The following is a 25,897-nucleotide window of genomic DNA, read 5'->3' as shown; positions in this document are numbered from 1 at the left end:
CCAATGTCGGTCGGCTTCTTGTGCAGTCGGCTTGTTATGCAGTGCCGGTCGCGGCCGGTCAGATGTAGAGGTTGATGTCGGAGGCGAGCGCCTTTTCCATGTAGGTGGCGGCGCCCCCCAGCGCCACGCCGTCGATCATGTCCTCCGTCTTGAGCTCGAACAGATCCATCGTCATCTGGCAGGCGATGATTTTCACCTCGGCCTCGATGGCGGCCTCGCGCAACTCCTCGATCGAGGCCACGCCCTTGCTCTTGATCATGTTCTTCATCATCGCCGTAGCGCCGGCCTCGACGCCCGGCAGCATGGCGACGATGTTGGGCATGCCCATGTGCATGCCCATCATCGGCATCTTCATCGCCGGGTTGCCGAGCGGCGACACCTGGAGGTCGAGCTTCTTCTGCAGCAGCGACAGGCCGTAGAAGGTGAAGAACATCGTCACCTCGACGCCCATCGCCGCCGCCGTGGTGGCCAGGATGAAGGGCGGATACGCCCAGTCGAGCGTGCCCTTGGTGACGATGATCGTCATCGTCTTCGCATTGCCGTCGCCGTTTGCCGCCTCAGCCATTTGTCTCCCCCTCGCGGCATGATTCACCGCATCCTATTAAGTTTCACACATCGTAATATACGAATTCACAAATCCAGGTTTGTCAACAAGTCCGGCTTCGTGCGCAGGAAAATTGCAAACGCCGCTGGAGCATTCTCCGCAAAAGTGGGTACCGGTTTTGCGAAAGAGAATGCGACAACTCAAGAGCTTGGAGCATTCTCCGCAAAAGCGGGGGCCGGTATTGCGGAAGAGAATGCGACAAACCAAGAACTTAGAGCGTCCGCTTGATCCAATCGGATCAAGCGGACGCTCTAGCCGAGGATCATCAGCCACCCCAGGGGCAGGGTGAAGACCACCAGGGTCGCGCCCAGCACCACGAGCAGGTGCTGCGGGCCGATGCGCAAGATGGTGGCGAGCGAGGTGTTGAAGCCGAGCGCGGCGATGGCGATCAGGAGGCCCCAGCGCGACGCCTCGACCAGCGCCGACTTGATCTCCACCGGCAGGATGCCCACGCTGTTGATGGCGACGAACACCAGGAACATGATGGCGAACATCGGCACCGGCACCTTCGCCTTGTGCACGTCGCCGCCCTCGGACGCGAACCACCAGCCGACCAGGAGCACCACCGGCAGCAGCATGAACACGCGGAACAGCTTGACGACGGTCGCGACATTGCCGGCGGTGTCCGACACCGCATAGCCGGCGCCCACCACCTGGGCGACGTCGTGGATGGTGGCGCCAAGGAGGATGCCGGTGGTGCGCTCGTCGAAGCCAAGGCCGGCGCAGATCGGCGGATAGAACACCATGGCCAGCGTCGCCAGGATGTTCACCGTGACGGCGACGAACGCCATGTCGGACTCGCGGCCCTTGTAGTGCGGCAGCACCGAGGCCGTCGCCAGCGCCGCCGAGGCGCCGCACACCGCCGTGGCGCCGCCGGCGATCGCACCATATGAATCGCTGCGGCCGAGCAGGCGCGCCAGCACCACGCCGGCCACCAGCGTGGCCGCCATCGATACGATAACCATCGCCGCCGTTCCCGCGCCGAGACCGATGATGTCGGACAGCGCGATCTTCAGCCCGAACAGCGCGATCGCCCAGCGCAGGAGCTTCTTGATGGCGAAATTCATACCCGGCATGAAGGCCGGCCGGGCGACCAGCGGGTGCAGCGCCATGCCGATCAGGAGCGCGATCACCGGCGCGGTGATGGTGATGGGCGCACCGACCAGCGCCAGCATCGCCTTCGTGCCATACGGCTCGATCTGGACCGAGGCGTAGGCGAGACCGGCGCAGACAACGAGACCCGGCGCGAGGGCGACCGCCGACCCGAGAGGGCCGGTCGCCGCCTCCTCGCCGGCGGCAGGCTTGTCGAGCGACATGCAGGCATCCTTCGAAAGCAGGGTGGCGGGGCGGGCGGGGCAGGGAACGCGCAAGCGTCCGGCCCGCGCCGCGGCGCCGGCCATAAATTTCAGGACGCGCGGCATCGCGCCCCGAAGCGGGAGGGCGGCCGGCGTGCGGGCGCCGGCGTCGATCCCAGGTCGGGCGCCACCCCGATGCGGCCGGCGCCCCACCGTTGGCGTCAGTCGGTGGTGACCTTCTTCAGCTTGCCGATGCCAAGGATGTCGAGCATGGCCTTCTCGTAGAACGGCTCGCTCTCGCCGCGGCGCATCTTGCGGATGAAGTACTTCTCGAAGGCGATCTTGGCATTGTGGACCCAGGCGCCGGACGACGACCAGTTCACGTTGCGCGGCGGAATCTGCGGCTGGGCGACGAAGGCGACCCCCGAATCGCCGAAGTCGGCGAGGCAGACGGCGTTCCATGTGCCCTGGTGCGTCGGCTGCTGGCCGCGCAGGATCTGCGCGATGTTGTTGGCCGTCGCCGTCACCATCGACTCGATCATGAAGCCGGTCTTGGGGATGCCGCAGGGAACCGGCGTCGGCCCGATCGGCGGAATGGCGACGCAGACGCCGACGGCGAACACGTTCCGGTATGTCGGGTTCTGCTGGTGCTGGTCGATCAGCACGAAGCCGCGCGGATTGACCAAGCCGTCGATCCCGCGCAGCGCGCCGATGCCGCGGAACGACGGCAGCATCATCGAGAAGGCGAACGGCAGCTCGGAGGTCTTCTTGACCGATCCGTCGTCGGCGATCTCCTCGACGGTCATCTTGCCGGGCTCGATCTTCGTCACCCGCGCGCTGGTGACGAACTTGATGTGGTGCTGGCGCATCTCGCCTTCGAGCAGGCCCTTGGTGTCGCCGACGCCATCGAGCCCGAGGTGGCCGATATAGGGCTCGGCGGTGACGAACGTCATCGGCACCTTGTCGCGGATCTTGCGCCGGCGCAGCTCGGTGTCGAGGATGAAGGTGTACTCATAGGCCGGGCCGAAGCAGGACGCGCCCTGCACCGCCCCGGTGATGATCGGCCCCGGGTTCTTGCAGAACTCCTCGAATTTGGCGGCCGCCTCGGTGGCGTGGTCGACGTGGCAGATCGAGGTGGTGTAGCCCTCCGGCCCCAGCCCCTCGATCTCGTCGAACGCCAGCTCCGGACCGGTGGCGATGACCAGGAAGTCGTAGGAGACCGAGGAGCCGTCGGCGAGATCGACCCGGTTCTCGTCCGGATGCACCCGGGTCGCGGGCACCGGTCGGAAATCGATGCCGCGCCGGGCGAACACCGGTGCGAGATCGACCTCGACCGACTCGCGCGTCCGCCAACTGACGGCCACCCACGGATTCGACGGAACGAAATGATAGACCGGATCCTTGGTGATGACGGTGAGGGTGTCTCCCCTCCCCATCTGATCCTTCATTTCGTAAGCCATGATGACGCCGCCGAGGCCGGCGCCCAGGATGACGATGTGTGCCACCGCGTTTCTCCCCAATATTCCCTTTCGGCACCGAGCTTGACGTTGGCGTCGTGTATTGTGGTCTCGGCGCGAAGCTTCCGTATTCGTTCAGCCTTGCGATTATGAGGCGCAGCGGCTCGAGTCACAACCTGTCTGGCTATTCGACCATTCGGTCATAGCCTCACCCCACTGCGCCGCGCTTTGGGCGTCGAGATCGAGGACGGTGAAGCGCCGGCCCTCCCGAATCGTGATGCGCAGCAGGCGCATGCCGCTCTCGAACGGCACTTCGTCCAGCCACACCTCCCGCCCATAGGGGGCGACGATCGTGTGAAGCCGCGTCTTGTCCGTCATCGCGCCGCGCCCGCGTCGTGCGGCGCCTGTGCCGACAGAAAGATCACCTCGAGCCGCATGTCCCAGTCGCGCGGCGTGTCGGCGAATTCCGGCTTGATGTCGAAATAGAGGTGGATCTCGCCCGACGTGGCGACCTCCTCCACCAGCGCCTCAAGCTGGCGGAAGCTCACAAGCTCGGGGTGGGCGATCATCAGGTCGCTGATCTGGATCATGCGGCCTGTCCTGCGCACCGGATGCCGCACTCGCCCGTGCCCGGCGCGCCGCCGTGCCACCCGCCGTCCGCGGCCTGCCCCGGCCTGCGCTCTCGCTCCGACACCAGGTGTCGCATCCGCATCCTGTCCTCCCGCGGCGGTCCCATGCGATCCGCCGTCACATTATGCTTTCGTCTAGCCGGCCCCGACGGCGGCTGAAGCGCTCTCCCGCCGGGCGAACCCGTCGCACCCACGGCCATTCATTTTTCTATTCGCACATTCGAATTTTTTGTTATTATGCGCACAACAAGAATGCTTGAAAAGGGCATTGTGACGCAGGCCCATGCGTGGTGCACCGCAAAGACGGAGCCTGGGCCTCGCGAAAAGGGACGGAAATTCCGGCGGGACGCAGATGCCCGGCGGACACCACGGAGGGGATGGAGTCGCATGTCGCAGGACAAGACGGGTTCGGATCGCGCGCACGGCAAGGGCAGTGCAGCGGCGGGTCAACATCCGACGCCGCTGCTCGATCAGCTCGAAAGCGGGCCGTGGCCGAGCTTCGTGACCGGGCTGAAGCGCCTGCGCGATGCCCCCGACAAGCCCTACGCGCCGATGATGAACGACCTGCTCGGCCAGCTCGAGCACTCCTATACGGAGCGGCTCGGCTTCTGGAAGGGCGGCACGGTCTCGGTGTTCGGCTATGGCGGCGGCGTCATCCCCCGCTTCTCCGAGGTCGCCGACCGGTTCCCGGCCTCGAAGGAATTCCACACCCTGCGCATCCAGCCGCCGGCCGGCTATCACTACACCACCGATCTCCTGCGCCAGCTCTGCGACATCTGGGAACGGTACGGCTCGGGCCTCGTGGCGCTGCATGGCCAGAGCGGCGACATCATGTTCCAGGGCTGTTCCACCGAGAACGTGCAGAAGGCGTTCGACGAGTTCAACGCCATCGGCTTCGATCTCGGCGGCGCGGGGCCTGCGCTGCGCACCTCGATGAGCTGCGTCGGCCACGCCCGCTGCGAGATGTCGTGCTACGACGAGGTCAAGGCGCACCGCCGGGTGATCAACGAGTTCCTGGACGAGATGCACCGTCCGGCGCTGCCCTACAAGTTCAAGTTCAAGTTCTCCGGCTGCGCCAATGACTGCGTCAACGCCATCCATCGCTCCGACTTCGCGGTGATCGGCACTTGGCGCGACGACATGAAGGTCGACCAGGCCGAAGTGAAGGCCTATGTCGCCAAGGTCGGACGCAAGTACGCCATCGACCACGTCATCGCCATGTGCCCGACGCGCGCGCTGTCGCTCAATGACGACGACACGCTCGACGTCGACAACCGCTCGTGCGTGCGCTGCATGCACTGCCTCAATGTGATGCCCAAGGCGCTGTCGCCGGGCGACGTGCGCGGCGCCTCGATCCTGATGGGCGGCAAGCGCGCCCTCAAGATCGGCGACCTGATGGGCACGATGATCGTGCCGTTCTTCAAGCTCGAGACGGACGAGGATTTCGAGCGGCTGGTCGAGTTCGCCCGCCGCGTGATCGACTTCTTCGCCGAGAACGCGCTCGAGCACGAGCGGATCGGCGAGACCATGGACCGCATCGGCCTGCCGGCCTTTCTTGAGGCCATCGGCATCGATCCGGACCCCAACATGGTCAATCATCCGCGCACCTCCTGCTACGTGCGCACCGACGACTTCACGGACGAGGCGGCGAAGTTCTTCGAGCGCAAGGCGCGCGAGGCCGGCCTCGACGTCGCGGCCGACTGACGCCACCCGTCCGCATCCTTGGCTCCAAGCCGGCGGCCACAGCCGGCACGATCAGACATCTGGGGGACCTCGCTCATGAGCACGGCGGAGCAACTGCGCCATCCGATCGAATCCGGCGTCCCGGATCCGTTCCCGTTCATGCATCCGGTGCTGAAGAAGAACTACGGCGCTTGGGTGTGGCACGACCGCCCGCGGCCCGGCGTGCTGCGCCACGTCGCCAAGAATGGCGACGAGGTGTGGACGGTGCGCGCCGGCACCCAGCGCCAGATGGACGTGTTCACGATTCGCACGCTGTGCGACATTGCCGACCGCTTCGCCGAAGGCTATGTGCGCTTCACCACGCGCAGCAGCATCGAGTTCATGGTCAGCGCCGCCGACAAGGTGGCGCCGCTGGTCGAGGCGCTCACCGCGGCGGGATTTCCGGTCGGCGGCACCGGCAACTCGGTGACCATGATCTCCCACACCCAGGGCTGGTTGCACTGCGACATCCCCGGCACCGACGCCTCGGGCGTGGTGAAGAGCATGATGGACATGCTGCACGCCGAGTTCGTCGCCGAGGAGATGCCCAACCGCGTGCACATCACCACCTCCTGCTGCCAGATCAATTGCGGCGGCCAGGGCGACATCTCGATCAACGTGCAATACACCAAGCCGCCGAAGATCAACCACGATCTCGTCGCCAAGGTGTGCGAGCGTCCTGCCGTGGTGGCGCGCTGCCCGGTCGCGGCCATCCGCCCGGCGATGGTCGACGGCAAGCCGTCGCTGGAGGTGGACGAGCAGAAGTGCGTGTGCTGCGGCGCCTGCTATCCGCCCTGCCCGCCGATGCAGATCAACGGCGCCGATTCGACCAAGATCGCGGTGTGGGTCGGCGGCAAGCACTCGAACGCGCGCTCCAAGCCGGCGTTCCACAAGCTGGTGGTCGCCAATCTGCCGAACAATCCGCCGCGCTGGCCCGAGGTCGCCGAGGTGGTGCGCACGATCCTCGCCACCTACAAGGCCAATGCCAAGGACTATGAGCGTATCGGCGAATGGATTGAGCGCATCGGCTGGCCGCGCTTCTTCGAGCTGACCGGCTTCGCCTTCACCCGGCACCACCTCGACACCTGGACCGGCGCGCGCAAGACCATGAACATGTCGGCGCACGTGCGGTTCTGAGCGACCCGCATCACATCGATCTCGGCATTCGGCGGAACGGCGCGGCGGGACCGCGCCGCCCCATCAGGGAGACGAACCCTTGCGCTTCGGCATTGTCGTCAATGAAGGCCCCTATACGCACCAGGCGTCGGACACGGCCTACCACTTCACCAAGGCCGTCCTCGCCGGCGGCCACGAGGTGTTCCGCGTCTTCTTCTATCATGACGGCGTCAACAACGGCACGCGCTACACCGTGCCGCCGCAGGACGACCGCAATCTGCAGAAGCTGTGGAGCGAGCTCGCCGAGCAGCACGGCATCGACCTCGTGGTGTGCATCGCGGCGGCGCAGCGGCGCGGCATCCTCGACGAGAGCGAGGCCAGGCGCCACGGCAAGAGCGGCGACAATATCGCGCCGGGGTTCCGGATCTCCGGTCTTGGCCAGTTGATCGAGGCCGGCATCGAAGCCGACCGCCTCGTGGTGTTCGGGGATTGAGGGCGGGGCGATGGCCGAAGGCAGCACGAAGAAATTTCTCTACATCAACCGCAAGGCGCCGCACGGCTCGATCTATGCGCTCGAATCGCTGGAGGTGGTGCTGATCGGCGCGGCGTTCGAGCAGGATGTCAGCCTGGCCTTCCTCGACGACGGCGTGTTCCAGCTCGCAGCCGGCCAGGACACCTCGGGCATCGGCTCGAAGAACTTTTCCAAGACCTATCGCGCGCTCGGCGACTACGAGGTGCGCAAGCTCTATGTCGAGCGCGAATCGCTGGCCGAGCGGGGCCTCAGCGAGGGCGACCTGATGCCGATCACCTATGAGGACGAGGATGACGACTATGCCGAGAAGCCGTCGATCCATCTCGTCGACCGCGCCGAGATGGCGCGCCTCATCCGCGACGCCGACGTGGTCTTGAGCTTCTGAGGGGGCCGTCATGCCGACGCTTCACACCGTCAACAAGTCACCGTTCGAGCGCAGCGCGATGGCGAGCTGCCTCAACCACGTCACCGACGGCGACAGCGTCCTGATGATCGAGGACGCGGTGGTCGGCGCCCGCAAGGGCACCGCGCTTGCCGACGATCTGCGCGACCGGCAGCGCACCTGCGCGCTCTATGTGCTGGGGCCGGATCTGGTGGCGCGCGGCCTGAAGCCGGACGACCTGATCGAGGGCATCACGGTGGTCGACTACGCAGGCTTCGTCGATCTCGCCGCGCGCAATATGCGCGTCTGCGCCTGGCTCTAGTCCTGGCTTAAGCATTGGCTCCGATCGGAGCAGCACTTTCGAACCGATAACCGAGGGAACAGCACCATGTCTGCCTATCAGTTCAACGGCTCCGCCGTCGCCCATGACGAAGAGGGCTATCTCGTCGACATTGCCGAGTGGTCGCCCGACCTCGCGCTGCTGATCGCCAAGTCCGAGAACATCGAAATGGCGCCGGAGCATTGGGAAGTCGTGAACTTCCTGCGCTCCTACTACGAGGAGTACCAGGTGGCGCCGGCCGTGCGCGTGCTGGTCAAGGAGATGACCAAGAAGTACGGCAAGGAGAAGGGCGACCAGAAGTATCTCTATTCGCTGTTCCCCTACGGCCCGGCCAAGCAGGCATGCAAGATCGCCGGCCTGCCGAAGCCGACCGGCTGCGTGTGAGGCACGACGTTCGGCTTGACGGCTCAAAAAGAAGCCGCGGCCCGGGGAGGAAACGGTGGCGAATGAAGCTTTCGTCGTCCTGGCATATGCCGTGGCGCTGATCTTCGCCGGCGGGCTGGCCTATCGCGTCTGGCAGTACGCGACGACGCCGGTTCCGCTGAAGATCCCGACGACGCCGGCGCCGGTCACCCGCGCTGGTGCCGCGGCGCGGATGCTGCGCGAGGTGGCGCTGTTCGAGAGCCTGTTCCGCTCCAACAAATGGACTTGGCTGTTCGGCTGGGTGTTCCACGTCTCGCTCGCGCTCGTCGTGCTGCGTCACCTGCGCTATGTCCTGGAGCCGGTGCCGCTTCTGGTGCAGCTCATCCAGCCGCTCGGCGTGCTGGCAGGCTTCACCATGGTCGGCGCGCTGCTGGCGCTGTGGGCACGCCGCCTGTTGGTGCCGCGCGTGCGCGTCATCTCCGGGCCATCCGATCATCTGATGCTCGCTTTGCTCGTCGCCATCGGCGCGAGCGGCTTGGCGATGACCTACGTCGCGCGCACCGACATCGTCGCGGTCAAGGCGTTCTGGCTCGGGCTCGTGCATGTCGACTGGCAGCCGCTGCCGACCGATCCGGCGCTACTCGTCCATCTCGGCCTCGTCGCGGTGCTGGCGCTTATCTTCCCGTTCTCGAAGCTGCTGCACGGCGTCGGCGTGTGGTTCAGCCCGTCGCGCAATCAGGCCGACGATGCGCGCGAGCGGCGCCACACCTCGCCGGCCGGTCTGGCCCCGGCTGTGCGGGAGGGCTGACGTCATGGCCGGCGACGACAACATCATCGACCGCGCCAACGGCGATCCGCTGGAGTGTCCGGCGCTTGCGCCCGGCGTGATGGCCTCCTCCAAGCCCTATGTGGCGGCGCCCGCGCATCAGGAGGCGCTGGGCTTCCCCGGCCAGCTCGTCGAGGGCTGGCAGGAGAAGGCGATCGCCCGGCTCGGCGAGCTGCTGGAAAGCTCGCGGGCGCTGCGCGTCTATCTCGACTCCTGCGTCAAGTGCGGCGCCTGCACCGACAAGTGCCAGTTCTTCCTGGGTAGCGGCGATCCCAACAACATGCCGGTGGCGCGCCAGGATCTGCTGCGAAAGGTCTATCGCCGCTATTTCACGCTGGCCGGGAAGCTCACGCCGTCGCTGGTGGGCGCCGAGGATCTCACCGAGCAGGTGCTGGAGGAGTGGTTCAGCTACTTCCACCAATGCTCGCAGTGCCGGCGCTGCTCGCTGTTCTGCCCCTATGGCATCGACACCGCCGAGATCTCGATGGCGGCGCGCGACATCATGGACACCATCGGCAAGGGGCAGAAATACTCCAACGAGATCATCGGCAAGGTGTTCAAGATCGGCAACAATCTCGGCCTGCCGCCCAAGGCGTTGAAGGCGACGCTCCAAGGGCTGGAAGAGGAGATCGAGGAGGAGACGGGGGTCGCCGTCCGCCTGCCGCTCGACGAGCCGGGCGCCGAGATTCTGCTGGTGACGCCGAGCGCCGACTTCTTCGCCTCGCCGCACATGGAGGGCCTGATCGGCTACGCCAAGGTGCTGCACGAATCCGGCATCAGCTGGACCTTCAGCTCCCATGCCTCCGAAGCCGCCAATTTCGGCATGTTCATCGGCTCCACCGACAACATGCGCAATGTCGCGCTGCGCATCCGCAAGGCGGCAGAGGATCTCGGCGTCAAGCGGCTGGTGTTCGGCGAATGCGGCCACGCCTGGCGCGTCGCCTACAATTTCCTCGACACGCTGGCCGGCCCGTTCGATTTCCTCGATCCGAAATATCCACGGCCGCAGCACATCTGCGAATTCACCTGGGACCTGATCAAGGCCGGCCGGCTCACCTTCGACAAGTCGAAGAACGACCAAATCCGTCTGACCTTCCACGACTCCTGCAACGTCGCGCGCGCCTCGCGCATGGGCGACGAGCCCGGCGGTCAGTTCGAGATCCCGCGCGCCATCCTGCGCGCCACCTGCAACCACTTCTACGACATGGCGCCGGAGACCATCCGCGAGAGCACGCTGTGCTGCGGCGGTGGCGGCGGGCTTCTGACCGACGAATTGATGGACGTCCGCATCAAGGGCGCCCAGCCGCGCATGCGGGCGCTGCGCGCCGTCGCCGACGAGCACGGCGTGACGCACATGGCGGCGATCTGCGCGATCTGCAAGGCGCAGTTCTCGAAGATCCTGCCCAAATACGGCTTCGACATGGAGGCGATCGTCAGCGTGCATCAGATGGTGTCGAATGCCATCGTGCTGAGCGGATCGCGGACGGGCGACGCGTCTGATGAGGACGACGCGCCGGACGGCGAACACGATGGCGGGCCTGCGGCACAAAAGGAGGGGAGCGGCGATGAGTGACGTGACCAGCGGCGAGAAGCTCACCTTCCGCCGGTTCGAGACCGGCAAGACCATGTGGGAATGGGACGACCTGACGGAGAAGGTGTTCCAGGCCGGCCGCTCCCACAGGTGCCCCACTTATGTCCACCGCACGCCGCCCTGTCAGGCGAGCTGCCCGTCCGGCCACGACATTCGCGGCTGGCTGGCGATCGCCCGCGGCATGGACAAGCCGCCGGTGGCCGGCATGCCCTGGCAGGAATATGCCTTCCAGCGCATGGCGGAGGCCAATCCGTTTCCGGCGGTGATGGGCCGGGTGTGCCCGGCGCCGTGCGAGGACGGCTGCAACCGCAACGAGGTCGACGATTTCGTCGGCATCAATGCGGTGGAGCATTATGTCGGCGACTGGGCGATCGAGCACGGCCTGTCCCTGCCGGCGGCGGCACCGCTCGGCGGCAAGACGGTCGCGGTGATCGGCGGCGGGCCGGCCGGCCTGTCGGCGGCCTATTTCCTGCGCCGCGCCGGGCACGCCGTCGTCATCTTCGAGGCGCACGACCAGCTCGGCGGCATGATGCGCTTCGGCATTCCCGGCTATCGCACGCCGCGCGACAAGCTCGACGCCGAGATCGGCCGCATCCTCGCGCTCGGCGGCATCGAGACGCGGCTCAACACCCGCGTCGGCCAGGACGTGGCGATCGCAGATCTGGAGCGCGATTTCGACGCCATCTTCTGGGCGATCGGCGCGCAGCGCGGCCGGCCGCTGCCGGCGCCCGGCGCCGATGCCGAGAACTGCCTCACCGGCATCGAATTCCTTGAGGCGTTCAACCGCGGCTGGGTGTTCTCCACCGCCATGCGCATCGTCGTGGTCGGCGGCGGCGACACTTCGATCGACGTCGCCTCGGTGGCGCGCCGCCTCGGCCACATCACCCGCGCCAACGAGCACGATGTGCGCCCCAGCACCGAGTTCGGCCACACCGCCCACGATGTCGCCGGCACGCTGCGGCGCGAGGGCGTGCGCGCGGTGCTGACCTCGCTGTTCCCGATCGCCGAGATGACGGCGGCCGAGCGCGAGCGCGAGGATGCGCTGCGCGAGGGCATCGAGATCAAGGGCGGCATCATGCCGCTCGAAGTGATCAAGGACGAGGCCGGCCGCGTCACGGCGCTGCGCGTGTGCGAATGCACCATGAAGGGCATGACGCCGCTGCCGGTGGACGGCAGCGAGTTCGAGATTCCCTGCGACATGATCATCTCGGCGATCGGCCAGATGGCCGACCTCGCCGACGGGTTGGAGCGCCTCGACAGCGGCCGCGGCGCCATCGCCATCGACCCGGTGTTCCAGGTCAAGACGATGCCGAAGCACTTCGCCGGCGGCGATGCCGTGCGGCCGCATCTTCTCACCACCGCCATCGGCCACGGCCGCATCGCGGCAGAGACCATCGGCGACTTTCTCGACGGCAAGCTCGGCGAGCGCCGGCCCAAGATCGATGTCCGCCACTTCGACATGATGGCGGAGCTGCAGACGCGCGGCCTCGCCCCGGCACCCTACGATCACCGGCAGGCGCGTGGCACCTCGGCCGGCAATTTCGCCATCCACAATTACGAGGACCGCAGCGCCACCCAGGTCGTCTCGCACGAGGATCTGTTCAAGGGCCACTTCGCCCATGTGCCGCGGGCGCGGCGGGCGGAACGCCATGTCGAGGCCGACGCGGTGCTCGGCGATTTCGCCGAACGCATCATCGGGCTCACCGAGGAGCAGGCGCGCAAGGAGGGCGAGCGCTGCATGAGCTGCGGCCTGTGCCTGGAGTGCGACAACTGCGTGATCTTCTGCCCGCAGCAGGCGGTGTCGCGCGTGCCGAAATCGCAACGCGCGGTCGGCCGCTACGTCACCACCGATTATGCGAAGTGCGTCGGCTGCCAGATCTGCGCCGATGTCTGCCCGACCGGCTACATCCAGATGGGCCTCGGAGACTGAGCGATGATCCGCGCAAGAGCGATGGCGGTTGCGCTGCTGGTCTCGCTCATCGGGGCGGGCAGCGCCATCGCGGGTGACGGCAGCGGCGCCGGCCGCACGCCGCGTCCCAACCCGCCGAAGGCGCAGGGCGAGGCGTGCGTGCGCGACACCGATGTCATGCGCCGCAACCACATGACCCTGCTGATGCACCAGCGCGACGACACGGTGCATCGCGGGGTACGCACAAAGAATCCGGGCACCAAGGATCTCAGCCTTTCCGGCTGCATAGGCTGTCACGCCGCGCCGGGCGCCGACGGCCGGCCGGTGAGCTATGCCGACCCCGGCCATTTCTGCCGTGCGTGCCACAGCTATGCGGCGGTGTCGATCGACTGCTTCGAATGCCACGCCTCGCGCCCCGCCCCGGCCAAGACGGCATCGGGCAGCGACGGCACGATGCCGGATCTCGCAAGGGACATGGCAAAGGATCTGTCGGCCTATCTCGACCAGGGGCGTGACCAGACGCGGGAGGACGGGCGATGAGCGATGCGCGCGACTCCCGCTCCGATCTCGCGGCCGACCGCCGCGCGCTGCTGCGCGGCGCTGGCGGCCTGCTGGCGGTGCTGCTCGCCCCCGGCGTCACGCTCTATGCGCTGGGCGGGACGGAGGCCGCGGCGCGCGCGCCGGGCGAGGCCGTCTCGCCCAAGGTGCGCTGGGGCCTGCTGATCGACGTCAATGCCTGCCCGGCCGAGTGCGACGCCTGCGTCGCCGCCTGTCGCACCGAGAATGGCTGGGCCGACACCGGCCACAGCGCGACCGATCCGCACTGGATCCGCAAGGTCAGCGTGCGCGATCCCGCGTCGGGTGCGGCGCGCGAAGTGCCGGTGATGTGCCAGCATTGCGCCAGCGCGCCCTGCGTCGATGTCTGCCCCACCGGCGCTTCGTTCCGGCGGGCCGACGGCATCGTGCTGGTCGACCGCCACATCTGCATCGGCTGCCGCTACTGCATCATGGCCTGCCCCTACAAGGCGCGCACGCTGGTGCACGAGCCGGTGCACGACCAGACGGCGGATGCGCCGCGCGGCAAGGGCACGGTGGAGGGCTGCACGCTGTGCGCGCCGCGCATCGATGCCGGCCGCCTGCCGGCCTGCGTCGAGGCCTGCGCCGCCAAGGGCGCGGCGATGCTGTTCGGCGACCTCAACGATCCGAATAGCGCGATCGCCAAGGCGGTCGCGGCACGGGCGCCGGCGCGCATCCGCGCCGACCTCCGGCTCGATCCCGGCGTCGGCTACCGGGGGCTGTGACGCTCTCCTTCAAGCGTGTGGACTCAAGCGATGGCGAAACTGGCGTTTCAGACACTCGACGACCACAGCACGCCGTTCTGGGCGCTCATCGCGTTCCATGTCGCGCTGGTCGCGGCGGGGCTCGGCGCGGCGCTGTACATGGAGGAGAACGGCCACATCGTCACCGGCATGAACAACCAGGTCGTCTGGGGCCTGCCGCACGTGTTTGCGGTGTTCCTGATCGTCGCGGCGTCGGGCGCGCTCAATGTCGCCTCGGTGTCCTCGGTGTTCAACCGCCTCGCCTACAAGCCCTATGCGCGCCTGTCCGGTCTTCTCGCCATCGCGCTCCTGATCGGCGGGCTTGCCGTGCTGGTGCTCGATCTCGGCCGGCCGGACCGGCTGCTGGTGGCGATGACCACCTATAATTTCAAATCGATCTTCGCCTGGAACATCTATCTCTATTCCGGCTTCGTCGTCATCGTCGCCGCCTATCTGTTCTCGATGATGGACCGGCAGGCGGCGAAGTCGGCGGCGTTCGGCAAGGCGATGGGCTGGCTCGCCTTCGGCTGGCGGCTGGCGCTGACCACCGGCACCGGCTCGATCTTCGGCTTTCTCATCGCGCGCGAGGCCTATGACGCGGCGATCCTGGCGCCGCTGTTCATCGCCGCCTCGTTCCTCTACGGGCTGGCCTTCACCGTGCTGGTGCTGCTCACCATGTCGCGCGAGACCCGCGACGAGCTGATGCCCGAGGAGATGCTGGGCAAGTTCCGCGGCCTCTTGGCGATCTTCGCGCTCGCTGTGCTCTATTTCACCGCCGTGCAGCACGTGACCAAGCTCTATTCCGCCGCGCATCAGGGCGTCGAGCTGTTCCTGCTGCGCGACGGCGGCGTCTTCCCGCTGGTCTTCTGGCTGGGCCAGATCGGCATCGGCACCGTGCTGCCGCTGGCGCTGCTGGCATTTGCGCCGCGCGGCACCAAGGGCCGGCTGGCGATCGAGCTGGCTTCGGCCTTGTTCCTCATCGGCGGCCTCGCCCAGCTCTACGTCATCATCATCGGCGGGCAGGCGTTTCCGCTCGCGCTGTTCCCGGGCATGGAGGTGTCGAGCCCGGCCCTCGACGGCGAGGTCGGCCGCTACGTGCCCGCGCTGCCCGAGCTGCTATTGGGCGCGAGCGGTGTGTCGATGGCGATGCTGATCGTTGCCCTGGCGCTGCGGCTGATGCCCTTCTTGCCCAAGGCGCCGGCTGGAGAAGTCTCCGCAAATGCGGCGACCGCTCAGGGGCTTGGAGCGTCCGATCCGATGCCGTCAGGTCGGACGCTCTGAGGCGTGATGAGTGATGGTGAGCCGGCTCCTCATCTCCGCCACCCATAAGTCGTCCGGCAAGACCACGCTGACGCTGGGCCTTGCCGCAGCACTCTCGGCGCGCGGGCTCCCCGTCCAGACCTTCAAGAAGGGGCCGGACTATATCGATCCGCTGTGGCATGCCTGCGCCAGCGGCAGGCCCTGCTACAATCTCGATTTCAACACCCAGAGCGAGGCCGAGATCGTCGCGACGTTCCGGCGCAACGCGCGAGGCGCGGACATCGCCATCGTCGAGGGTAACAAGGGCCTGCATGACGGCCTCGACCTGGAGGGGCACGACTGCAGCGCGGCGCTGGCGAAGCTGGTCGCGGCGCCGGTGGTGCTGGTCGTCGATGCCACCGGCATCACCCGCGGCGTGGCGCCGCTGGTCGCCGGCTATGCGGCGTTCGACCCCAAGGTGACGATTGCCGGCGTCATCCTCAACAAGGTCGGCTCGGCGCGCCAGGAAGCCAAGCTGCGCCAAGTGCTCGAACGCTACACCAACGTGCCGGTGCTGGGCGCGGTGCGCCGCAACGATGCGCTGGCCGTGGCCGAGCGCCATCTCGGCCTCACCACGCCGCTGGAGACCGAGCGTGCCGCCGCGGTGATCGCCGCCGCCCGCGAGGTGGTGGCGGACGGCGTCGATCTCGACCGCCTGATCGCGATTGCCGCCAGCGCGACACTTGAGAGCCCGGTCGCGCCCGCCATCGTCGAGCCGGCGCCGCGCCGGGATGTCCGCATCGCCGTGGCGCGCGATGCCGCCTTCGGCTTCTATTATGCCGACGACCTCGATGCGCTGGCCCAGGCCGGCGCCGATTGCGTGTTCTTCGACACGCTGGCCGACGCCCGCCTGCCGGCGGCCGATGCGCTTCTCATCGGCGGCGGATTTCCCGAAACGCAGGCGGCGCGGCTTTCCGCCAACACCGCGCTCCTCGCCGACATCCGCCAGGCGATCGCACGCGGCCTTCCGGTCTATGCCGAATGCGGCGGGCTGATGTATCTGACGCGTTCCATCACTTGGCGCGGCGTCACGCACCCGATGGTGGGGGCGATCCCGGCCGATACGGTGATGCATGAGCGGCCGCAGGGCCACGGCCTCGTCGCGCTGGAGGAGACGGCGGTCTCGCCTTGGCCCGGGCGGCTGATCGGCGCCACCATTCCGGCGCACGAGTTCCATCACGCGGCCCTGGAGAACGTCGCGCCGGACTGCCGGTTCGCCTATCGCGTGCGGCGCGGCGTCGGCATCGGCGGCGGCCATGACGGCGTCGTCGTCAAGAATGTGCTGGCGAGCTTCAGCCACCTGCGCAACACGTCGCGCAACGCCTGGGCGCAACGCTTCGTGGCGTTCATCCGGGAACAGCGGACACGCCGAGCGCTCGGCGGAACTCAGGACGTCTGGCTGGCGGCGAGCCGATGAGCGGGGCCTGCGCCCTGGAGCAGGTCCGGCGTGCCCACGACCTCGAGCGCATCGTCCGAACGCTGGAGGATGGCGAGGACGGTGTTGTCCTCGACCCGCAGGTCGTCGGTGAAGCCGGCGGCGAGGCACTGCATCGGCACGTTCGACTTCAGGCACGACAGCTCGATGCGGCGGATGTCGGCGCGCCGCGCCTCCTCAATCATCGCCACCATCAGGCGCGAGCCGATGCCGTGGCGGCGCCAGCAGCCCTCGACGCTGAAGGCGCCTTCCGCCGAGCGGGTGATCTCGTCGCTCAGCATCAGCTCGCAGGCGCCGCGGATCTCGTCCTCGACGACGAAGCCGATGACGATCCGACCGTCCGACAGCGCAGCACCGGCGTGCAGCACGACATGGAAATCCGAGACATCGGCGAAGAAGCGAAGTTCACGTGCCGCCTGATCGAGCCGCATCATGTGCTCGCAATAGCGATCGGCATCGGCAGGGCCGAGCCTGACGATGCTGCCGGGCATCTCGACGGATGAGGCCATGGTCTTGAACTTCCGATTCGCAGCGTGCTGCATCGCAGCAAAATGTGACAACACTTAGGCTAAAGTCGCATGATGACCATTGGGCACGCAAGACGTGGACAGAGTCTTAAATCATACGATTATTCGCATGTATTGATATTATGACGGGCGGCCGGTAGGCTGATCCTCGAAGCCGGCCGTTCGAGAGCCGGCACGGACGGAGGCGGCGCCGATGCGGCCCGCCCCGCGCGGGAGGCGCGAGCGACCATGCGACATCTGCCGATCTGTCTCGATATCGAGGGCAAGCCCATCGCGGTCATCGGCGGCGGCGTGGTCGCTGCGCGCCGCACCGAGCTTCTCCTGCGTACGGGCGGTCGCGTCACCGCGTTTGCGCCCGAGCTTGCGCCGGATTTCCGGGCCATTCTCGATCACCCCAATCTTCGGCACGAGCCGAGAGACCCGACGCCCGCCGACCTCGATGGCCGGGCACTGTGCTTCGTCGCAACCCCGAGCCCGGCGCGGGACGAAGCCTTCGGCGCCCTCGCCCGGCGCGCCGGCGTGCCGGTGAATGTCGCCGACCGGCCGGATCTGTGCGACTTCATCATGCCGGCGATCGTCGATCGCGATCCGCTGATCGTCGCGATCTCGACCTCGGGCGCCTCGCCGATCCTTGGGCGAATGCTCAAGGCGCGTCTAGAGAGTACGATTCCGGCTGCCTATGGCCGGCTGGCCGGTCTGGTCGGCCGGTTCCGCGAGCACGTGCGCGACCGGCTGTCCTCGCCCGCGGCGCGGCGCCGGTTCTGGGAGGACGTGCTCGAAGGCGCGGTCGGCGACCTCGCTCTGGCCGGCAACGACCGCGCCGCCGACGCCACCCTGCGGGCCGCGCTCGAACAGGCCGCCGCAAGTCACGGCGCAAGTCATGGTGAAGCCCAAGGCGAAGGCCATGCTTTGGCGCCGCGCGGCGAAGTCTATCTGGTCGGTGCCGGGCCGGGCGATCCCGATCTTCTCACCTTCCGGGCGCTCCGCCTGATGCAGAAGGCCGACGTCGTGGTCTACGATCGTCTGATCGACGACGGCGTGCTCAATCTCGTGCGGCGCGAGGCCGAGCGCATCTTCGTCGGCAAGGCGCCGGGCCGGCACACCCTGCCGCAGGCGGAGATCTGCAGCCTGCTCGTGCGGCTGGCGCGCGAAGGCAAGCGGGTGCTGCGCCTCAAGGGCGGCGATCCGTTCCTGTTCGGCCGCGGCGGCGAGGAGATCGAGGTGCTCGCCGCGCACGCCATCCCGTTCCAGGTCTGCCCCGGCATCACTGCGGCGAGCGGCTGCGCCGCCTATTCCGGCATCCCGCTCACCCACCGCGACCACGCCCAGGCCTGCGTGTTCGTCACCGGCCATGGCCGCGACGGCTTCGTCGATCTCGATTGGCAGGCCCTGCTGCAGCCGCGCCAGACGGTGGCGATCTATATGGGGCTTGCCCATCTCGACGACCTGATGGCGGAATTCATGGTCCGCGGTGCCGATCCCGACCTGCCGGCGGCGGTGGTCGACAACGGCACCCGCGCCGATCAGGCGGTGGTCACCGGTACGCTGCGCACGCTCGCCGCGGTGGCGCGCGAGACCAAGCTGCGCGGCCCGGCGATCATCATCGTCGGCACGGTGGTGACGCTGCACGGGCGGCTGAACCGCGGCGCCGGCGTGCAGCCGGCGCTGGACGACGCGGGCGACCTGCTCGCCGCCCATCGCGGCGCGCCGGCCGCGACCTGCCCGGTGTGAACCCGGATCATACGGTTTCCGGCCTTCAGGGCCGGAGAACCGTATTCCGATCGCCGAAAACCCTGCCCTCGAACAAGGGGTTTCGGCGAGACCGTTTCCGGTATCCCGGAGGGATCAACCGGAAACCGTATCAAGCCTCGCCGGTGGCCACCGGCGCCTCGGGCTGCAGCGCGTACTCGACCCAGGAGCGCTTGTAGAGCCGCACCCTGCCGAAGCCGAGCTCGGCCAGCACGGACGCGGTCTCGGTGGCGCGCACGCCCGACTGGCAATAGACCACGATCTCCTTGGCCGGATCGAGCGATGCATAGAGGTCGCGCAACTCGTCCAGCGGCTTCAGTCGCATGCCGGTGCTGTCGGCCACCAGCCCGCGGGCGAGCTTGACGGCGGTCTCCGGATCGCGCCAGTTGGCCTCGAACGGGATGTTGATCGCGCCCGGAATGCGGCCGCCGCGGGCGGCCCGCACGTCGGTGCCGGCGAACTCGCCGGGGGTGCGGACGTCGAGCAGCACCATGTCGGGCGCGCCGAGCCGCGCCAGCACCTCGCGGGTCGAAATGACGAGCGCCGGATCGAGCCGGAGTTCGACGGTCACCGGCTGCCGGCGGCTCCCGGTGGTCTCGATCGCCTCGCCGGCCTCGCGCCAACCCTCGATGCCGTCATGGAAGGTGGCGACGCGACGCGCCCCGAAATAGCGCAGCGCGAACGCCCCGGCATAGGCGAACGGGCTGCCGCGGGTGCCATAGGCGATGATCTCGCGGTCGAGATCGAGCCCGGCCTCGCCGAGGCTGTTCGCCACCCATGCCAGCTCGCCGCCCTCCTCCGGGGTCGGCAGCCGCAGCAGGCGCTCGCCGCCCGGCACGTGCACGGCGCCGGGAATGTGGCCCTGGGCGAAGCTTGCGCCGTCGCGCACGTCCCACACGATCGCATCGCGCGCCATGGCGGCGGCGACGCCTGCGGCATCGACGATGCCGGCCAGGCCCGAGGTCATCGACGGGGTGGCGCTGGCGGCGTTCGGCAGGGAAGAGGTCATCGGTTCGTTCCGGTGTGGCGTGGGGTCGGGGAGGGACGATTCACCGGAAGCGCGGGCGATGCAAGCCACGACGCTCGCCGGCAGACCGCCGATATGCGGGGCTCGGGCGTGTGGCCTCACGGACGTCATGCCGTCAATGCGGCGGCGTGCGGCGCCCGCGCGCCCCCAACGCCTTCGGCGGCACCGCGCTGCACGCCCCGGCGCAGAACAGGTCGTACAGCACGGCGATGATGCGCGACACGCCGACTGCGGCGATCGAATAATAGATCGTCTGCGACTCGCGCCGCGTCTTGACCAGCGCATCCAGCCGCAGCCGCGCCAGATGCTGCGACAGCGACGACTGGCTGAGACCCATCGCCTCCTGCAGCTCGCTCACCGAACGCTCGCCCTTGTGCAGCTCGCACAGGATCATCAGGCGGTGGCGGTTGGCCAGCGCCTTCAGGAAGGCTTCCGCATCCGCGGCCCGGGTGCCGAGCGTTTCAAATTCCATCTTGTTATATTAGTGTATTCTAATATATGTGTCAAACGACACTGGAGAGACCCGATGCGTCCGACACCACTCATCGCCGGCCTTGCCTGCACCCTGTTCGCGTCCGCCGCGCCGGCGGCGGAGATCGTCGTCAAGTCCGCCCCCGTCGAGGATTGGAAGGCGGTGTTCGCCACCGTCGAGCCGGTGCGCCAGCTCGTTGCGCGCGCGCGCATCGGCGGCACCATCGAGACGCTCAACGTCAAGGAGGGCGACGAGATCGCGGCCGGCGCCGAGGTCGCCACCGTGGTCGACGAGAAGCTCCTGCTGCAGACCAAGGCCTCCGACCAGCGCATCCGCTCGCAGGCCGCGCAGCGCGACCAGGCCAAGGTCGATTTCGCGCGCATCGAGGAGCTCAAGCGCCGCGGCGTCTCCTCGCAGACCCAGCTTGACCAGGCGCGCACCGCGCTCGACGTCGCCGAGCGCACGCTGGCGGCGATGCAGGCCGAGCGCAGCGTCATCGAGCAGCAGATGAAGGAAGGCGTGGTCCACTCGCCCGGTGCCGGCCGGGTGCTCACCGTGCCGGTGTCCGAAGGGCGCGTCGTGCTGCCGGGCGAGACCATCGCCACGCTGGCCGAGGACCGCTACATCCTGCGCCTGCGCCTGCCCGAGCGCCACGCACAGATCATGCATGCCGGCGACGCGGTGCGCATCGGCGCCCGCGGCCTGGGGAGCGACGACCTGAAGGGCAAGGGCGAGGAGGCACTGCGCACCGGCCGGGTGCGGCTCGTCTACCCGGAAATCCAGACCGGGCTGGTGGTCGCCGACGTCGATGTCGAGGGGCTGGGCAATTATTTCGTCGGCGAACGAACCCGGGTCTATGTGACGACCGGCCAGCGCAGCGCCATCGTCGTGCCGGCGTCGGCCGTCTATGCCCGGGCCGGCGCCCATTTCGTGCGGCTGAAGGACGGCACCGAGGCCGTCGTCCAGCCCGGCGAGACCCGCGACGGCCAAGTCGAGATCCTGTCCGGCCTCAAGGACGGCGACGTGGTGGTGACGCCATGAGCGCCGACATGCAGCCCGACGTCCGGCTCGGCCTGTCCGGCCGCCTCACCAAGACCTTCATCCAGTCGCCGCTGACGCCGCTCTTGCTCATCGGCAGCCTGATCGTCGGGCTTCTCGCGCTGCAGTCGGTGCCGCGCGAGGAGGAGCCGCAGATCTCGGTGCCGATGGTCGACATCCTCGTGGCCGCCAATGGCTACAAGGCCGAGGATGCGGTCGAGCTGATCACCCGGCCGCTGGAAGACATCGTCAAGGGCATCAACGAGGTCGAGCACGTCTACTCGCAGACGCTCGACGACAAGGTGATGGTCACCGCCCGATTCTATGTCGGCACCAACCAGGATACCGCGGTGCTGCGGGTGCACGACAAGATCCGCGCCAACATCACCGGCCTGCCCAAGGGCATTCCCGAGCCGCTGATCGTCGGCCGCGGCATCGACGACGTCGCCATCGTCGTGCTGACGCTGTCGCCGAAGCCGGAGCGCGCCGGGGCCTGGACCGACAACGGCCTCTATCAGGTGGCCGAGGAGCTGCAGCACGAGTTGAGCAAGGTCGACTCGATCGGCGGCAGCTACATCGTCGGCGGCAGCGCCAACCAGATTCGCGTCGAGCCCGATCCCGAGCGGCTGTCGCTCTACGGCATCACGCTCAACCAGCTCGTCGCCAAGCTGGAGAACGCCAACCGCTCCTTCCAGCTCGGCACCTTCCGCGAGCAGGGCCGCGCCGTGCCGGTGGTCGCCGGCCAGACGCTGCAGGGCATGCCCGATATCGGCCTGTTGCTGCTGACCTCGCGCGACGGCCGCCCGGTCTATGTCAAGGACGTCGCCGACGTGAAGGTCGGCGCGGCCCAGCCGGAGCATCTGAGCTGGACCCTGACGCGCAACGCCGAGGGCGGGCTCGACAAGCGGCCGGCGGTGAGCATCGCGCTGGCCAAGCGCAAGGGCGCCAATGCGGTGGTGGTGGCCGAGGACATCCTCAAGCGGCTCGATATCGTCAAGGGCCGCATCGTGCCCAACGACATCGAGATCGCGGTCACCCGCAACTATGGCGAGACGGCGACCGAGAAGGCCGACGAGCTGCTGTTCCACCTCGCGCTCGCCACCGTGTCGATCGTGCTGCTCATCACGCTGGCCATCGGCTGGCGCGAGGGCGTGGTGGTGATGGTGATCATCCCCACCACCATCCTGCTGACGCTGTTTGCGGCGTGGCTGATGGGCTACACCATCAACCGTGTCAGCCTGTTCGCGTTGATCTTCTCGATCGGCATCCTGGTCGACGACGCCATCGTGGTGGTCGAGAACGTGGTGCGCCACTGGAAGATGCGCGGCGACCGCGGGCTGGTCGAGACCGCCATCGAAGCCGTGGCCGAGGTCGGCAACCCGACCATCGTCGCGACGCTGACCATCGTCGCGGCCCTGCTGCCGATGATGTTCGTGTCCGGCCTGATGGGCCCATACATGGCGCCAATCCCGGCCAACGCCTCGATGGCGATGCTGTTCTCGTTCTTCGTCGCCGTCACCATCACGCCGTGGCTGCTGCTCAAGGTGGCGCGGCGCCGCTTCGAGCGCGAGCGCGGCACGCCGGGCGGCGACGGCCACGATGCCGGCGCCATGGGCCGCTTCTATGCCTGGGTGGCGCGGCCGCTATTGAAGGGCCGCACCCGCTCGAAGGTGTTCCTCACCGTCGTCGGCGTCGCCACCCTTGCCGCCTGCACGCTGTTCGCCACCAAGACGGTGCGGGTGAAGCTCCTGCCGTTCGACAACAAGTCGGAAATCCAGGTGGTGGTCGATCTGCCGCGCGGCGCGTCGCTGGAGGAGACCGACCGGGTGCTGACCGCGGCCGCCGGGCGGCTGAAGGATCTGCCCGAGCTGACCTCGATCCAGGCCTATGTCGGCACGGCCGCGCCGTTCAACTTCAACGGTCTGGTGCGGCACTACTATTCGCGCGAGACGCCGGAACTGGGCGACCTGTCGGTCAATCTCGTGCCCAAGGGCGACCGCGAGCGGCCGAGCCACGCCATCGCGCTCGACATCCGCAAGCGTCTCGCCGACCTGCCGGCGCCTGCCGGCACGGCGGTCAAGGTGGTGGAGGTGCCGCCGGGGCCGCCGGTGCTCTCGACCCTGCTGGCCGAGGTCTATGGGCCCGACGCCGAGACCCGGCGCGAGCTGGCGCGCAAGGTGCGCCAGGCGTTCCAGTCGGTGGATTTCGTCGTCGATGTCGACGACAGCTTCGGCACCCGCGGCGAACGCCTGCGCTATTCGATCGACCAGGACGCGCTGGAGTTCCACGGCGTCGAGGAGCAGGCGGTCTACGACACGCTGGCGGCGCTGATCGGCGGCGTGAAGATCGGCTATTCGCAGCGCGGCGGCAGCCTGAAGCCGATCGACATCACCGTGGCGCTGCCGCGCGCCGGCATGACGCCGGGCGAGAAGGTGCTGTCGACGCCGCTGCCGGCCGGCGGCACCGCGCGCCAGGGCGCCAATGTCGAGCTTGGCGACGTGGTGACGGCCAAGCGCGAGCTCGCCTCCTTCCCGATCTTCCGCCACAACGGTCGCTTCGCCGAGATGGTCAGCGCCGAGGTCGCCGGCCGCTTCGAGGCGCCGGTCTACGGCATGTTCGCGGTCGAGGATGCGCTCAAGTCCATCGACTGGGGCGAGGGCGGCCCGCCGGTGGTCAAGTATCACGGCCAGCCGGAGGACGACTCCCAGCCGACGATGCTGTGGGACGGCGAGTGGGAGGTCACCTATGTCACCTTCCGCGACATGGGTGCGGCGTTCGGCGTGGCGCTGCTCGGCATCTATCTGCTGGTGGTGGCGCAGTTCGGCTCGTTCCGGCTGCCGCTGGTGATCCTGGTGCCGGTGCCGCTGACGCTGATCGGCATCGTGCTCGGCCACTGGCTGTTCGACGCGCCGTTCACCGCCACCTCGATGATCGGCTTCATTGCGCTCGCCGGCATCATCGTGCGCAACTCGATCCTGCTGGTGGATTTCATCCGCCATGTGCGGGCGCGCGGCGTGCCGCTGCGGGCGGCGCTCATTGAGGCCGGCGCCATCCGCTTCAAGCCGATCGTGCTGACGGCACTGGCGGCGATGATCGGCGCGGCGTTCATCCTCACCGACCCGATCTTCCAGGGTCTGGCGATCTCGCTGGTGTTCGGCCTTGCGTCCTCCACCGCGCTGACGGTGCTGGTCATCCCGGCGATCTATGTGCTGCTGCGCGACGACGGTGTGCCGCTCGAACGCGGGCAGGCGGCGGGGTAGAAAGTTTCCCTCCCCGAAGATCGGGGAGGGAAAGAAAAGCCCGACATTTCCGGCTGTTGTCCCTCCTCCGCGAAGCGGGGGAGGGTGACCGAGCGCAAGCTCGGGCCGGTGGGGGGCTTCGGCGCTTGCCAAACCCCGACCCGATCAGCCGGAAACCGTCAGACGCAAACCGGATGACGGCGCGGCAGTGGCTCGGGCCGCTCCGCCCCGGCGGCGGTCTCCGCGGGCGGCGACTGTTCCGGCCGGCGGTCCGCCGCTTTGTCGCGCGCACCCCGGTCGCCATCGCTCAGCACGACCGGATCGGCGTTGACGCGGCGCCCGAGCTTGCCCGCCCGCGACAGGGCGTGGAGCTGCTTGCGGATCCCGGGCTCCATCGCCTCAGCTCCGTTCGATGTCGGCGACCGCGCGGTCGAGCGCCTCGGCAATGGTGCGCGCGGCGTCCTCGGTGAGCGGGCCGCGCTCCATGCGCATGCGCAGTGCCAGCTTCAGGTTTTCCATCGCGCGGATCACCGGCGCCGGCACGTCGGCGCGGCTGGCGCCGATCTCGGCCATGCGCGCCAGCATGGTCTCGACCGTCGCCCGGTTGGCGTCGAGATAGGCGCGGCCGGCCTCGGTGATCGCATAGAGCTTCTTGCCGCCCTCGGCGCTGCCGGCCTCGACCCAGCCCTGCTCCTCAAGCAGCGCCAGCGCCGGATAGATGGTGCCGGGGCTCGGGCTGTAGGCGCCGTTCACCGCGGCCTCGATCGACTTGATCAGCTCATAGCCGTGGCGCGGCTTCTCCGCGATGAGGTGCAGCACCACGAGGTGAAGGTCGCCATGGGCGAACAGGCGCCCCAGGCGTCCGCCGCGTCCCCGCCCGCGGCCCTGCTGCTCGCCCCAGGGGGCGAAGCCGTCGGTCTCGAAATCGCGTTGGCCGCGGCCGCGCCGTCCGCCGAAGCCGCCGGGGCCTCCCGGCCTGGAATTGAACATCTCTTTCTCCATCATCATTCGCTGGTGTCGCCGTTG

Annotated in this window: 26 protein-coding genes; 16 read left to right on the top strand and 10 right to left on the bottom strand. The window is 68.1% G+C overall.

Annotation, left to right across the window (positions count from 1 at the left end):
• Window positions 1–58: 58 nt before the first annotated feature.
• From dsrE2 to F1193_RS05885, 5 genes are all read right to left on the bottom strand, one after another.
• Entirely contained in the window at window positions 59–565 is a 507-nt protein-coding gene (dsrE2, locus tag F1193_RS05905) for a sulfur carrier protein DsrE2 (RefSeq protein WP_150096753.1), read from the bottom strand.
• Between the two features lie 290 nt (window positions 566–855).
• Window positions 856–1,920 carry a YeiH family protein gene (locus F1193_RS05900; RefSeq protein WP_150096752.1) on the bottom strand — a complete coding sequence of 355 codons (1,065 nt, stop codon included), beginning with the start codon at window positions 1,918–1,920 and terminating at the stop codon, window positions 856–858.
• 200 nt (window positions 1,921–2,120) lie between these two features.
• On the bottom strand, window positions 2,121–3,404 hold the full coding sequence (locus F1193_RS05895; protein WP_150096751.1) for an NAD(P)/FAD-dependent oxidoreductase: 1,284 nt from the start codon (window positions 3,402–3,404) through the stop codon (window positions 2,121–2,123).
• Between the two features lie 99 nt (window positions 3,405–3,503).
• Window positions 3,504–3,734 carry a DUF6967 family protein gene (locus F1193_RS05890; RefSeq protein ID WP_150096750.1) on the bottom strand — a complete coding sequence of 77 codons (231 nt, stop codon included), beginning with the start codon at window positions 3,732–3,734 and terminating at the stop codon, window positions 3,504–3,506.
• Window positions 3,731–3,946 carry a sulfur relay protein DsrC gene (locus tag F1193_RS05885; RefSeq protein ID WP_150096749.1) on the bottom strand — a complete coding sequence of 72 codons (216 nt, stop codon included), beginning with the start codon at window positions 3,944–3,946 and terminating at the stop codon, window positions 3,731–3,733. The genes F1193_RS05890 and F1193_RS05885 overlap by 4 nt, the downstream gene beginning before the upstream one ends.
• Window positions 3,947–4,372: 426 nt before the next feature.
• Here F1193_RS05885 and dsrA point away from each other — a divergent pair, with 426 nt between their 5' ends.
• From dsrA to F1193_RS05820, 13 genes are all read left to right on the top strand, one after another.
• Window positions 4,373–5,689: a dissimilatory-type sulfite reductase subunit alpha gene (dsrA, locus tag F1193_RS05880; protein ID WP_150096748.1), complete on the top strand. Its 1,317-nt coding sequence runs from the start codon at window positions 4,373–4,375 to the stop codon at window positions 5,687–5,689.
• Between the two features lie 75 nt (window positions 5,690–5,764).
• The gene (dsrB, locus tag F1193_RS05875; RefSeq protein ID WP_150096747.1) at window positions 5,765–6,844 is read left to right on the top strand and encodes a dissimilatory-type sulfite reductase subunit beta; all 1,080 of its coding nucleotides are present in this window, start codon (window positions 5,765–5,767) and stop codon (window positions 6,842–6,844) included.
• A 79-nt stretch (window positions 6,845–6,923) separates the two neighbouring features.
• On the top strand, window positions 6,924–7,316 hold the full coding sequence (gene tusD, locus F1193_RS05870) for a sulfurtransferase complex subunit TusD (RefSeq protein ID WP_150096746.1): 393 nt from the start codon (window positions 6,924–6,926) through the stop codon (window positions 7,314–7,316).
• A gap of 10 nt (window positions 7,317–7,326) precedes the next feature.
• Entirely contained in the window at window positions 7,327–7,740 is a 414-nt protein-coding gene (gene tusC, locus F1193_RS05865) for a sulfurtransferase complex subunit TusC (RefSeq protein ID WP_150096745.1), read from the top strand.
• Between the two features lie 10 nt (window positions 7,741–7,750).
• On the top strand, window positions 7,751–8,059 hold the full coding sequence (tusB, locus tag F1193_RS05860) for a sulfurtransferase complex subunit TusB (protein ID WP_150096744.1): 309 nt from the start codon (window positions 7,751–7,753) through the stop codon (window positions 8,057–8,059).
• Window positions 8,060–8,125: 66 nt separating this feature from the next.
• Window positions 8,126–8,461: a TusE/DsrC/DsvC family sulfur relay protein gene (locus tag F1193_RS05855; protein ID WP_150096743.1), complete on the top strand. Its 336-nt coding sequence runs from the start codon at window positions 8,126–8,128 to the stop codon at window positions 8,459–8,461.
• A gap of 55 nt (window positions 8,462–8,516) precedes the next feature.
• Complete coding sequence (locus F1193_RS05850; RefSeq protein ID WP_150096742.1) at window positions 8,517–9,248, top strand: respiratory nitrate reductase subunit gamma; 732 nt, start codon at window positions 8,517–8,519, stop codon at window positions 9,246–9,248.
• 4 nt (window positions 9,249–9,252) lie between these two features.
• The gene (gene dsrK, locus F1193_RS05845; protein ID WP_150096741.1) at window positions 9,253–10,839 is read left to right on the top strand and encodes a sulfate reduction electron transfer complex DsrMKJOP subunit DsrK; all 1,587 of its coding nucleotides are present in this window, start codon (window positions 9,253–9,255) and stop codon (window positions 10,837–10,839) included.
• The gene (locus F1193_RS05840) at window positions 10,832–12,787 is read left to right on the top strand and encodes an NAD(P)-binding protein (protein ID WP_150096740.1); all 1,956 of its coding nucleotides are present in this window, start codon (window positions 10,832–10,834) and stop codon (window positions 12,785–12,787) included. The genes dsrK and F1193_RS05840 overlap by 8 nt, the downstream gene beginning before the upstream one ends.
• A 3-nt stretch (window positions 12,788–12,790) precedes the next feature.
• Entirely contained in the window at window positions 12,791–13,306 is a 516-nt protein-coding gene (locus tag F1193_RS05835; protein ID WP_150096739.1) for a sulfur reduction protein DsrJ, read from the top strand.
• Window positions 13,303–14,067, top strand: a complete 765-nt coding sequence (dsrO, locus tag F1193_RS05830; protein ID WP_150096738.1) for a sulfate reduction electron transfer complex DsrMKJOP subunit DsrO — start codon at window positions 13,303–13,305, stop codon at window positions 14,065–14,067. The genes F1193_RS05835 and dsrO overlap by 4 nt, the downstream gene beginning before the upstream one ends.
• A gap of 30 nt (window positions 14,068–14,097) precedes the next feature.
• Window positions 14,098–15,366 carry an NrfD/PsrC family molybdoenzyme membrane anchor subunit gene (gene nrfD, locus F1193_RS05825; protein WP_150096737.1) on the top strand — a complete coding sequence of 423 codons (1,269 nt, stop codon included), beginning with the start codon at window positions 14,098–14,100 and terminating at the stop codon, window positions 15,364–15,366.
• Between the two features lie 13 nt (window positions 15,367–15,379).
• A complete protein-coding gene (locus F1193_RS05820) occupies window positions 15,380–16,801 on the top strand; it encodes a cobyrinic acid a,c-diamide synthase CobB (protein ID WP_246164161.1) in 1,422 nt (473 codons plus the stop codon).
• Here the strand turns inward: F1193_RS05820 and F1193_RS05815 are convergent.
• A complete protein-coding gene (locus F1193_RS05815; protein WP_150096736.1) occupies window positions 16,771–17,328 on the bottom strand; it encodes a GNAT family N-acetyltransferase in 558 nt (185 codons plus the stop codon). The two genes, F1193_RS05820 and F1193_RS05815, sit on opposite strands and share 31 nt — an antisense overlap.
• Before the next feature lie 246 nt (window positions 17,329–17,574).
• Between F1193_RS05815 and cysG the strand changes: the two genes are divergently transcribed.
• Window positions 17,575–19,077, top strand: a complete 1,503-nt coding sequence (gene cysG / locus F1193_RS05810) for a siroheme synthase CysG (protein WP_150096735.1) — start codon at window positions 17,575–17,577, stop codon at window positions 19,075–19,077.
• Window positions 19,078–19,207: 130 nt separating this feature from the next.
• Here cysG and F1193_RS05805 read toward each other — a convergent pair whose 3' ends face one another.
• Both F1193_RS05805 and F1193_RS05800 read right to left on the bottom strand, forming a co-directional pair.
• Window positions 19,208–20,104, bottom strand: a complete 897-nt coding sequence (locus F1193_RS05805; protein ID WP_170263408.1) for a sulfurtransferase — start codon at window positions 20,102–20,104, stop codon at window positions 19,208–19,210.
• A 133-nt stretch (window positions 20,105–20,237) separates the two neighbouring features.
• Window positions 20,238–20,594, bottom strand: a complete 357-nt coding sequence (locus tag F1193_RS05800; protein WP_150096733.1) for an ArsR/SmtB family transcription factor — start codon at window positions 20,592–20,594, stop codon at window positions 20,238–20,240.
• Window positions 20,595–20,648: 54 nt separating this feature from the next.
• On the opposite strand from F1193_RS05800, the gene F1193_RS05795 reads away from it, so the two are divergent.
• A complete protein-coding gene (locus F1193_RS05795; protein ID WP_150096732.1) occupies window positions 20,649–21,635 on the top strand; it encodes an efflux RND transporter periplasmic adaptor subunit in 987 nt (328 codons plus the stop codon).
• The gene (locus F1193_RS05790; protein WP_150096731.1) at window positions 21,632–24,892 is read left to right on the top strand and encodes an efflux RND transporter permease subunit; all 3,261 of its coding nucleotides are present in this window, start codon (window positions 21,632–21,634) and stop codon (window positions 24,890–24,892) included. The genes F1193_RS05795 and F1193_RS05790 overlap by 4 nt, the downstream gene beginning before the upstream one ends.
• 158 nt (window positions 24,893–25,050) lie before the next feature.
• On the opposite strand, the gene F1193_RS05785 is transcribed toward F1193_RS05790, so the two are convergent.
• Both F1193_RS05785 and F1193_RS05780 read right to left on the bottom strand, forming a co-directional pair.
• Entirely contained in the window at window positions 25,051–25,266 is a 216-nt protein-coding gene (locus F1193_RS05785) for a hypothetical protein (protein WP_150096730.1), read from the bottom strand.
• Window positions 25,267–25,270: 4 nt separating this feature from the next.
• The gene (locus F1193_RS05780; protein ID WP_246164160.1) at window positions 25,271–25,861 is read right to left on the bottom strand and encodes a PadR family transcriptional regulator; all 591 of its coding nucleotides are present in this window, start codon (window positions 25,859–25,861) and stop codon (window positions 25,271–25,273) included.
• Between the last annotated feature and the right edge of the window lie 36 nt (window positions 25,862–25,897).

Origin of the sequence: Blastochloris sulfoviridis (assembly GCF_008630065.1) — a bacterium.
GTDB lineage: Bacteria > Pseudomonadota > Alphaproteobacteria > Rhizobiales > Xanthobacteraceae > Blastochloris > Blastochloris sulfoviridis.
Note: the sequence above shows the minus strand (reverse complement) of the source record. Positions and strands in the feature narration are given on the sequence as shown.

Excerpts from the sequence above, each read along its gene's own strand:
- F1193_RS05820 (WP_246164161.1), top strand. The coding sequence starts at position 15,380 with ATGGTGAGCCGGCTCCTCATCTCCGCCACCCATAAGTCGTCCGGCAAG.
- F1193_RS05900 (WP_150096752.1), bottom strand. The coding sequence starts at position 1,920 with ATGTCGCTCGACAAGCCTGCCGCCGGCGAGGAGGCGGCGACCGGCCCT.
- dsrE2 (WP_150096753.1), bottom strand. The coding sequence starts at position 565 with ATGGCTGAGGCGGCAAACGGCGACGGCAATGCGAAGACGATGACGATC.
- dsrB (WP_150096747.1), top strand. The coding sequence starts at position 5,765 with ATGAGCACGGCGGAGCAACTGCGCCATCCGATCGAATCCGGCGTCCCG.
- F1193_RS05795 (WP_150096732.1), top strand. The coding sequence starts at position 20,649 with ATGCGTCCGACACCACTCATCGCCGGCCTTGCCTGCACCCTGTTCGCG.
- F1193_RS05800 (WP_150096733.1), bottom strand. The coding sequence starts at position 20,594 with ATGGAATTTGAAACGCTCGGCACCCGGGCCGCGGATGCGGAAGCCTTC.
- F1193_RS05840 (WP_150096740.1), top strand. The coding sequence starts at position 10,832 with ATGAGTGACGTGACCAGCGGCGAGAAGCTCACCTTCCGCCGGTTCGAG.
- dsrO (WP_150096738.1), top strand. The coding sequence starts at position 13,303 with ATGAGCGATGCGCGCGACTCCCGCTCCGATCTCGCGGCCGACCGCCGC.
- F1193_RS05835 (WP_150096739.1), top strand. The coding sequence starts at position 12,791 with ATGATCCGCGCAAGAGCGATGGCGGTTGCGCTGCTGGTCTCGCTCATC.
- F1193_RS05785 (WP_150096730.1), bottom strand. The coding sequence starts at position 25,266 with ATGGAGCCCGGGATCCGCAAGCAGCTCCACGCCCTGTCGCGGGCGGGC.
- nrfD (WP_150096737.1), top strand. The coding sequence starts at position 14,098 with ATGGCGAAACTGGCGTTTCAGACACTCGACGACCACAGCACGCCGTTC.
- dsrK (WP_150096741.1), top strand. The coding sequence starts at position 9,253 with ATGGCCGGCGACGACAACATCATCGACCGCGCCAACGGCGATCCGCTG.
- F1193_RS05815 (WP_150096736.1), bottom strand. The coding sequence starts at position 17,328 with ATGGCCTCATCCGTCGAGATGCCCGGCAGCATCGTCAGGCTCGGCCCT.
- dsrA (WP_150096748.1), top strand. The coding sequence starts at position 4,373 with ATGTCGCAGGACAAGACGGGTTCGGATCGCGCGCACGGCAAGGGCAGT.
- cysG (WP_150096735.1), top strand. The coding sequence starts at position 17,575 with ATGCGACATCTGCCGATCTGTCTCGATATCGAGGGCAAGCCCATCGCG.
- F1193_RS05780 (WP_246164160.1), bottom strand. The coding sequence starts at position 25,861 with ATGTTCAATTCCAGGCCGGGAGGCCCCGGCGGCTTCGGCGGACGGCGC.
- F1193_RS05855 (WP_150096743.1), top strand. The coding sequence starts at position 8,126 with ATGTCTGCCTATCAGTTCAACGGCTCCGCCGTCGCCCATGACGAAGAG.
- F1193_RS05885 (WP_150096749.1), bottom strand. The coding sequence starts at position 3,946 with ATGATCCAGATCAGCGACCTGATGATCGCCCACCCCGAGCTTGTGAGC.
- tusC (WP_150096745.1), top strand. The coding sequence starts at position 7,327 with ATGGCCGAAGGCAGCACGAAGAAATTTCTCTACATCAACCGCAAGGCG.
- F1193_RS05805 (WP_170263408.1), bottom strand. The coding sequence starts at position 20,104 with ATGACCTCTTCCCTGCCGAACGCCGCCAGCGCCACCCCGTCGATGACC.
- F1193_RS05790 (WP_150096731.1), top strand. The coding sequence starts at position 21,632 with ATGAGCGCCGACATGCAGCCCGACGTCCGGCTCGGCCTGTCCGGCCGC.
- F1193_RS05890 (WP_150096750.1), bottom strand. The coding sequence starts at position 3,734 with ATGACGGACAAGACGCGGCTTCACACGATCGTCGCCCCCTATGGGCGG.
- tusB (WP_150096744.1), top strand. The coding sequence starts at position 7,751 with ATGCCGACGCTTCACACCGTCAACAAGTCACCGTTCGAGCGCAGCGCG.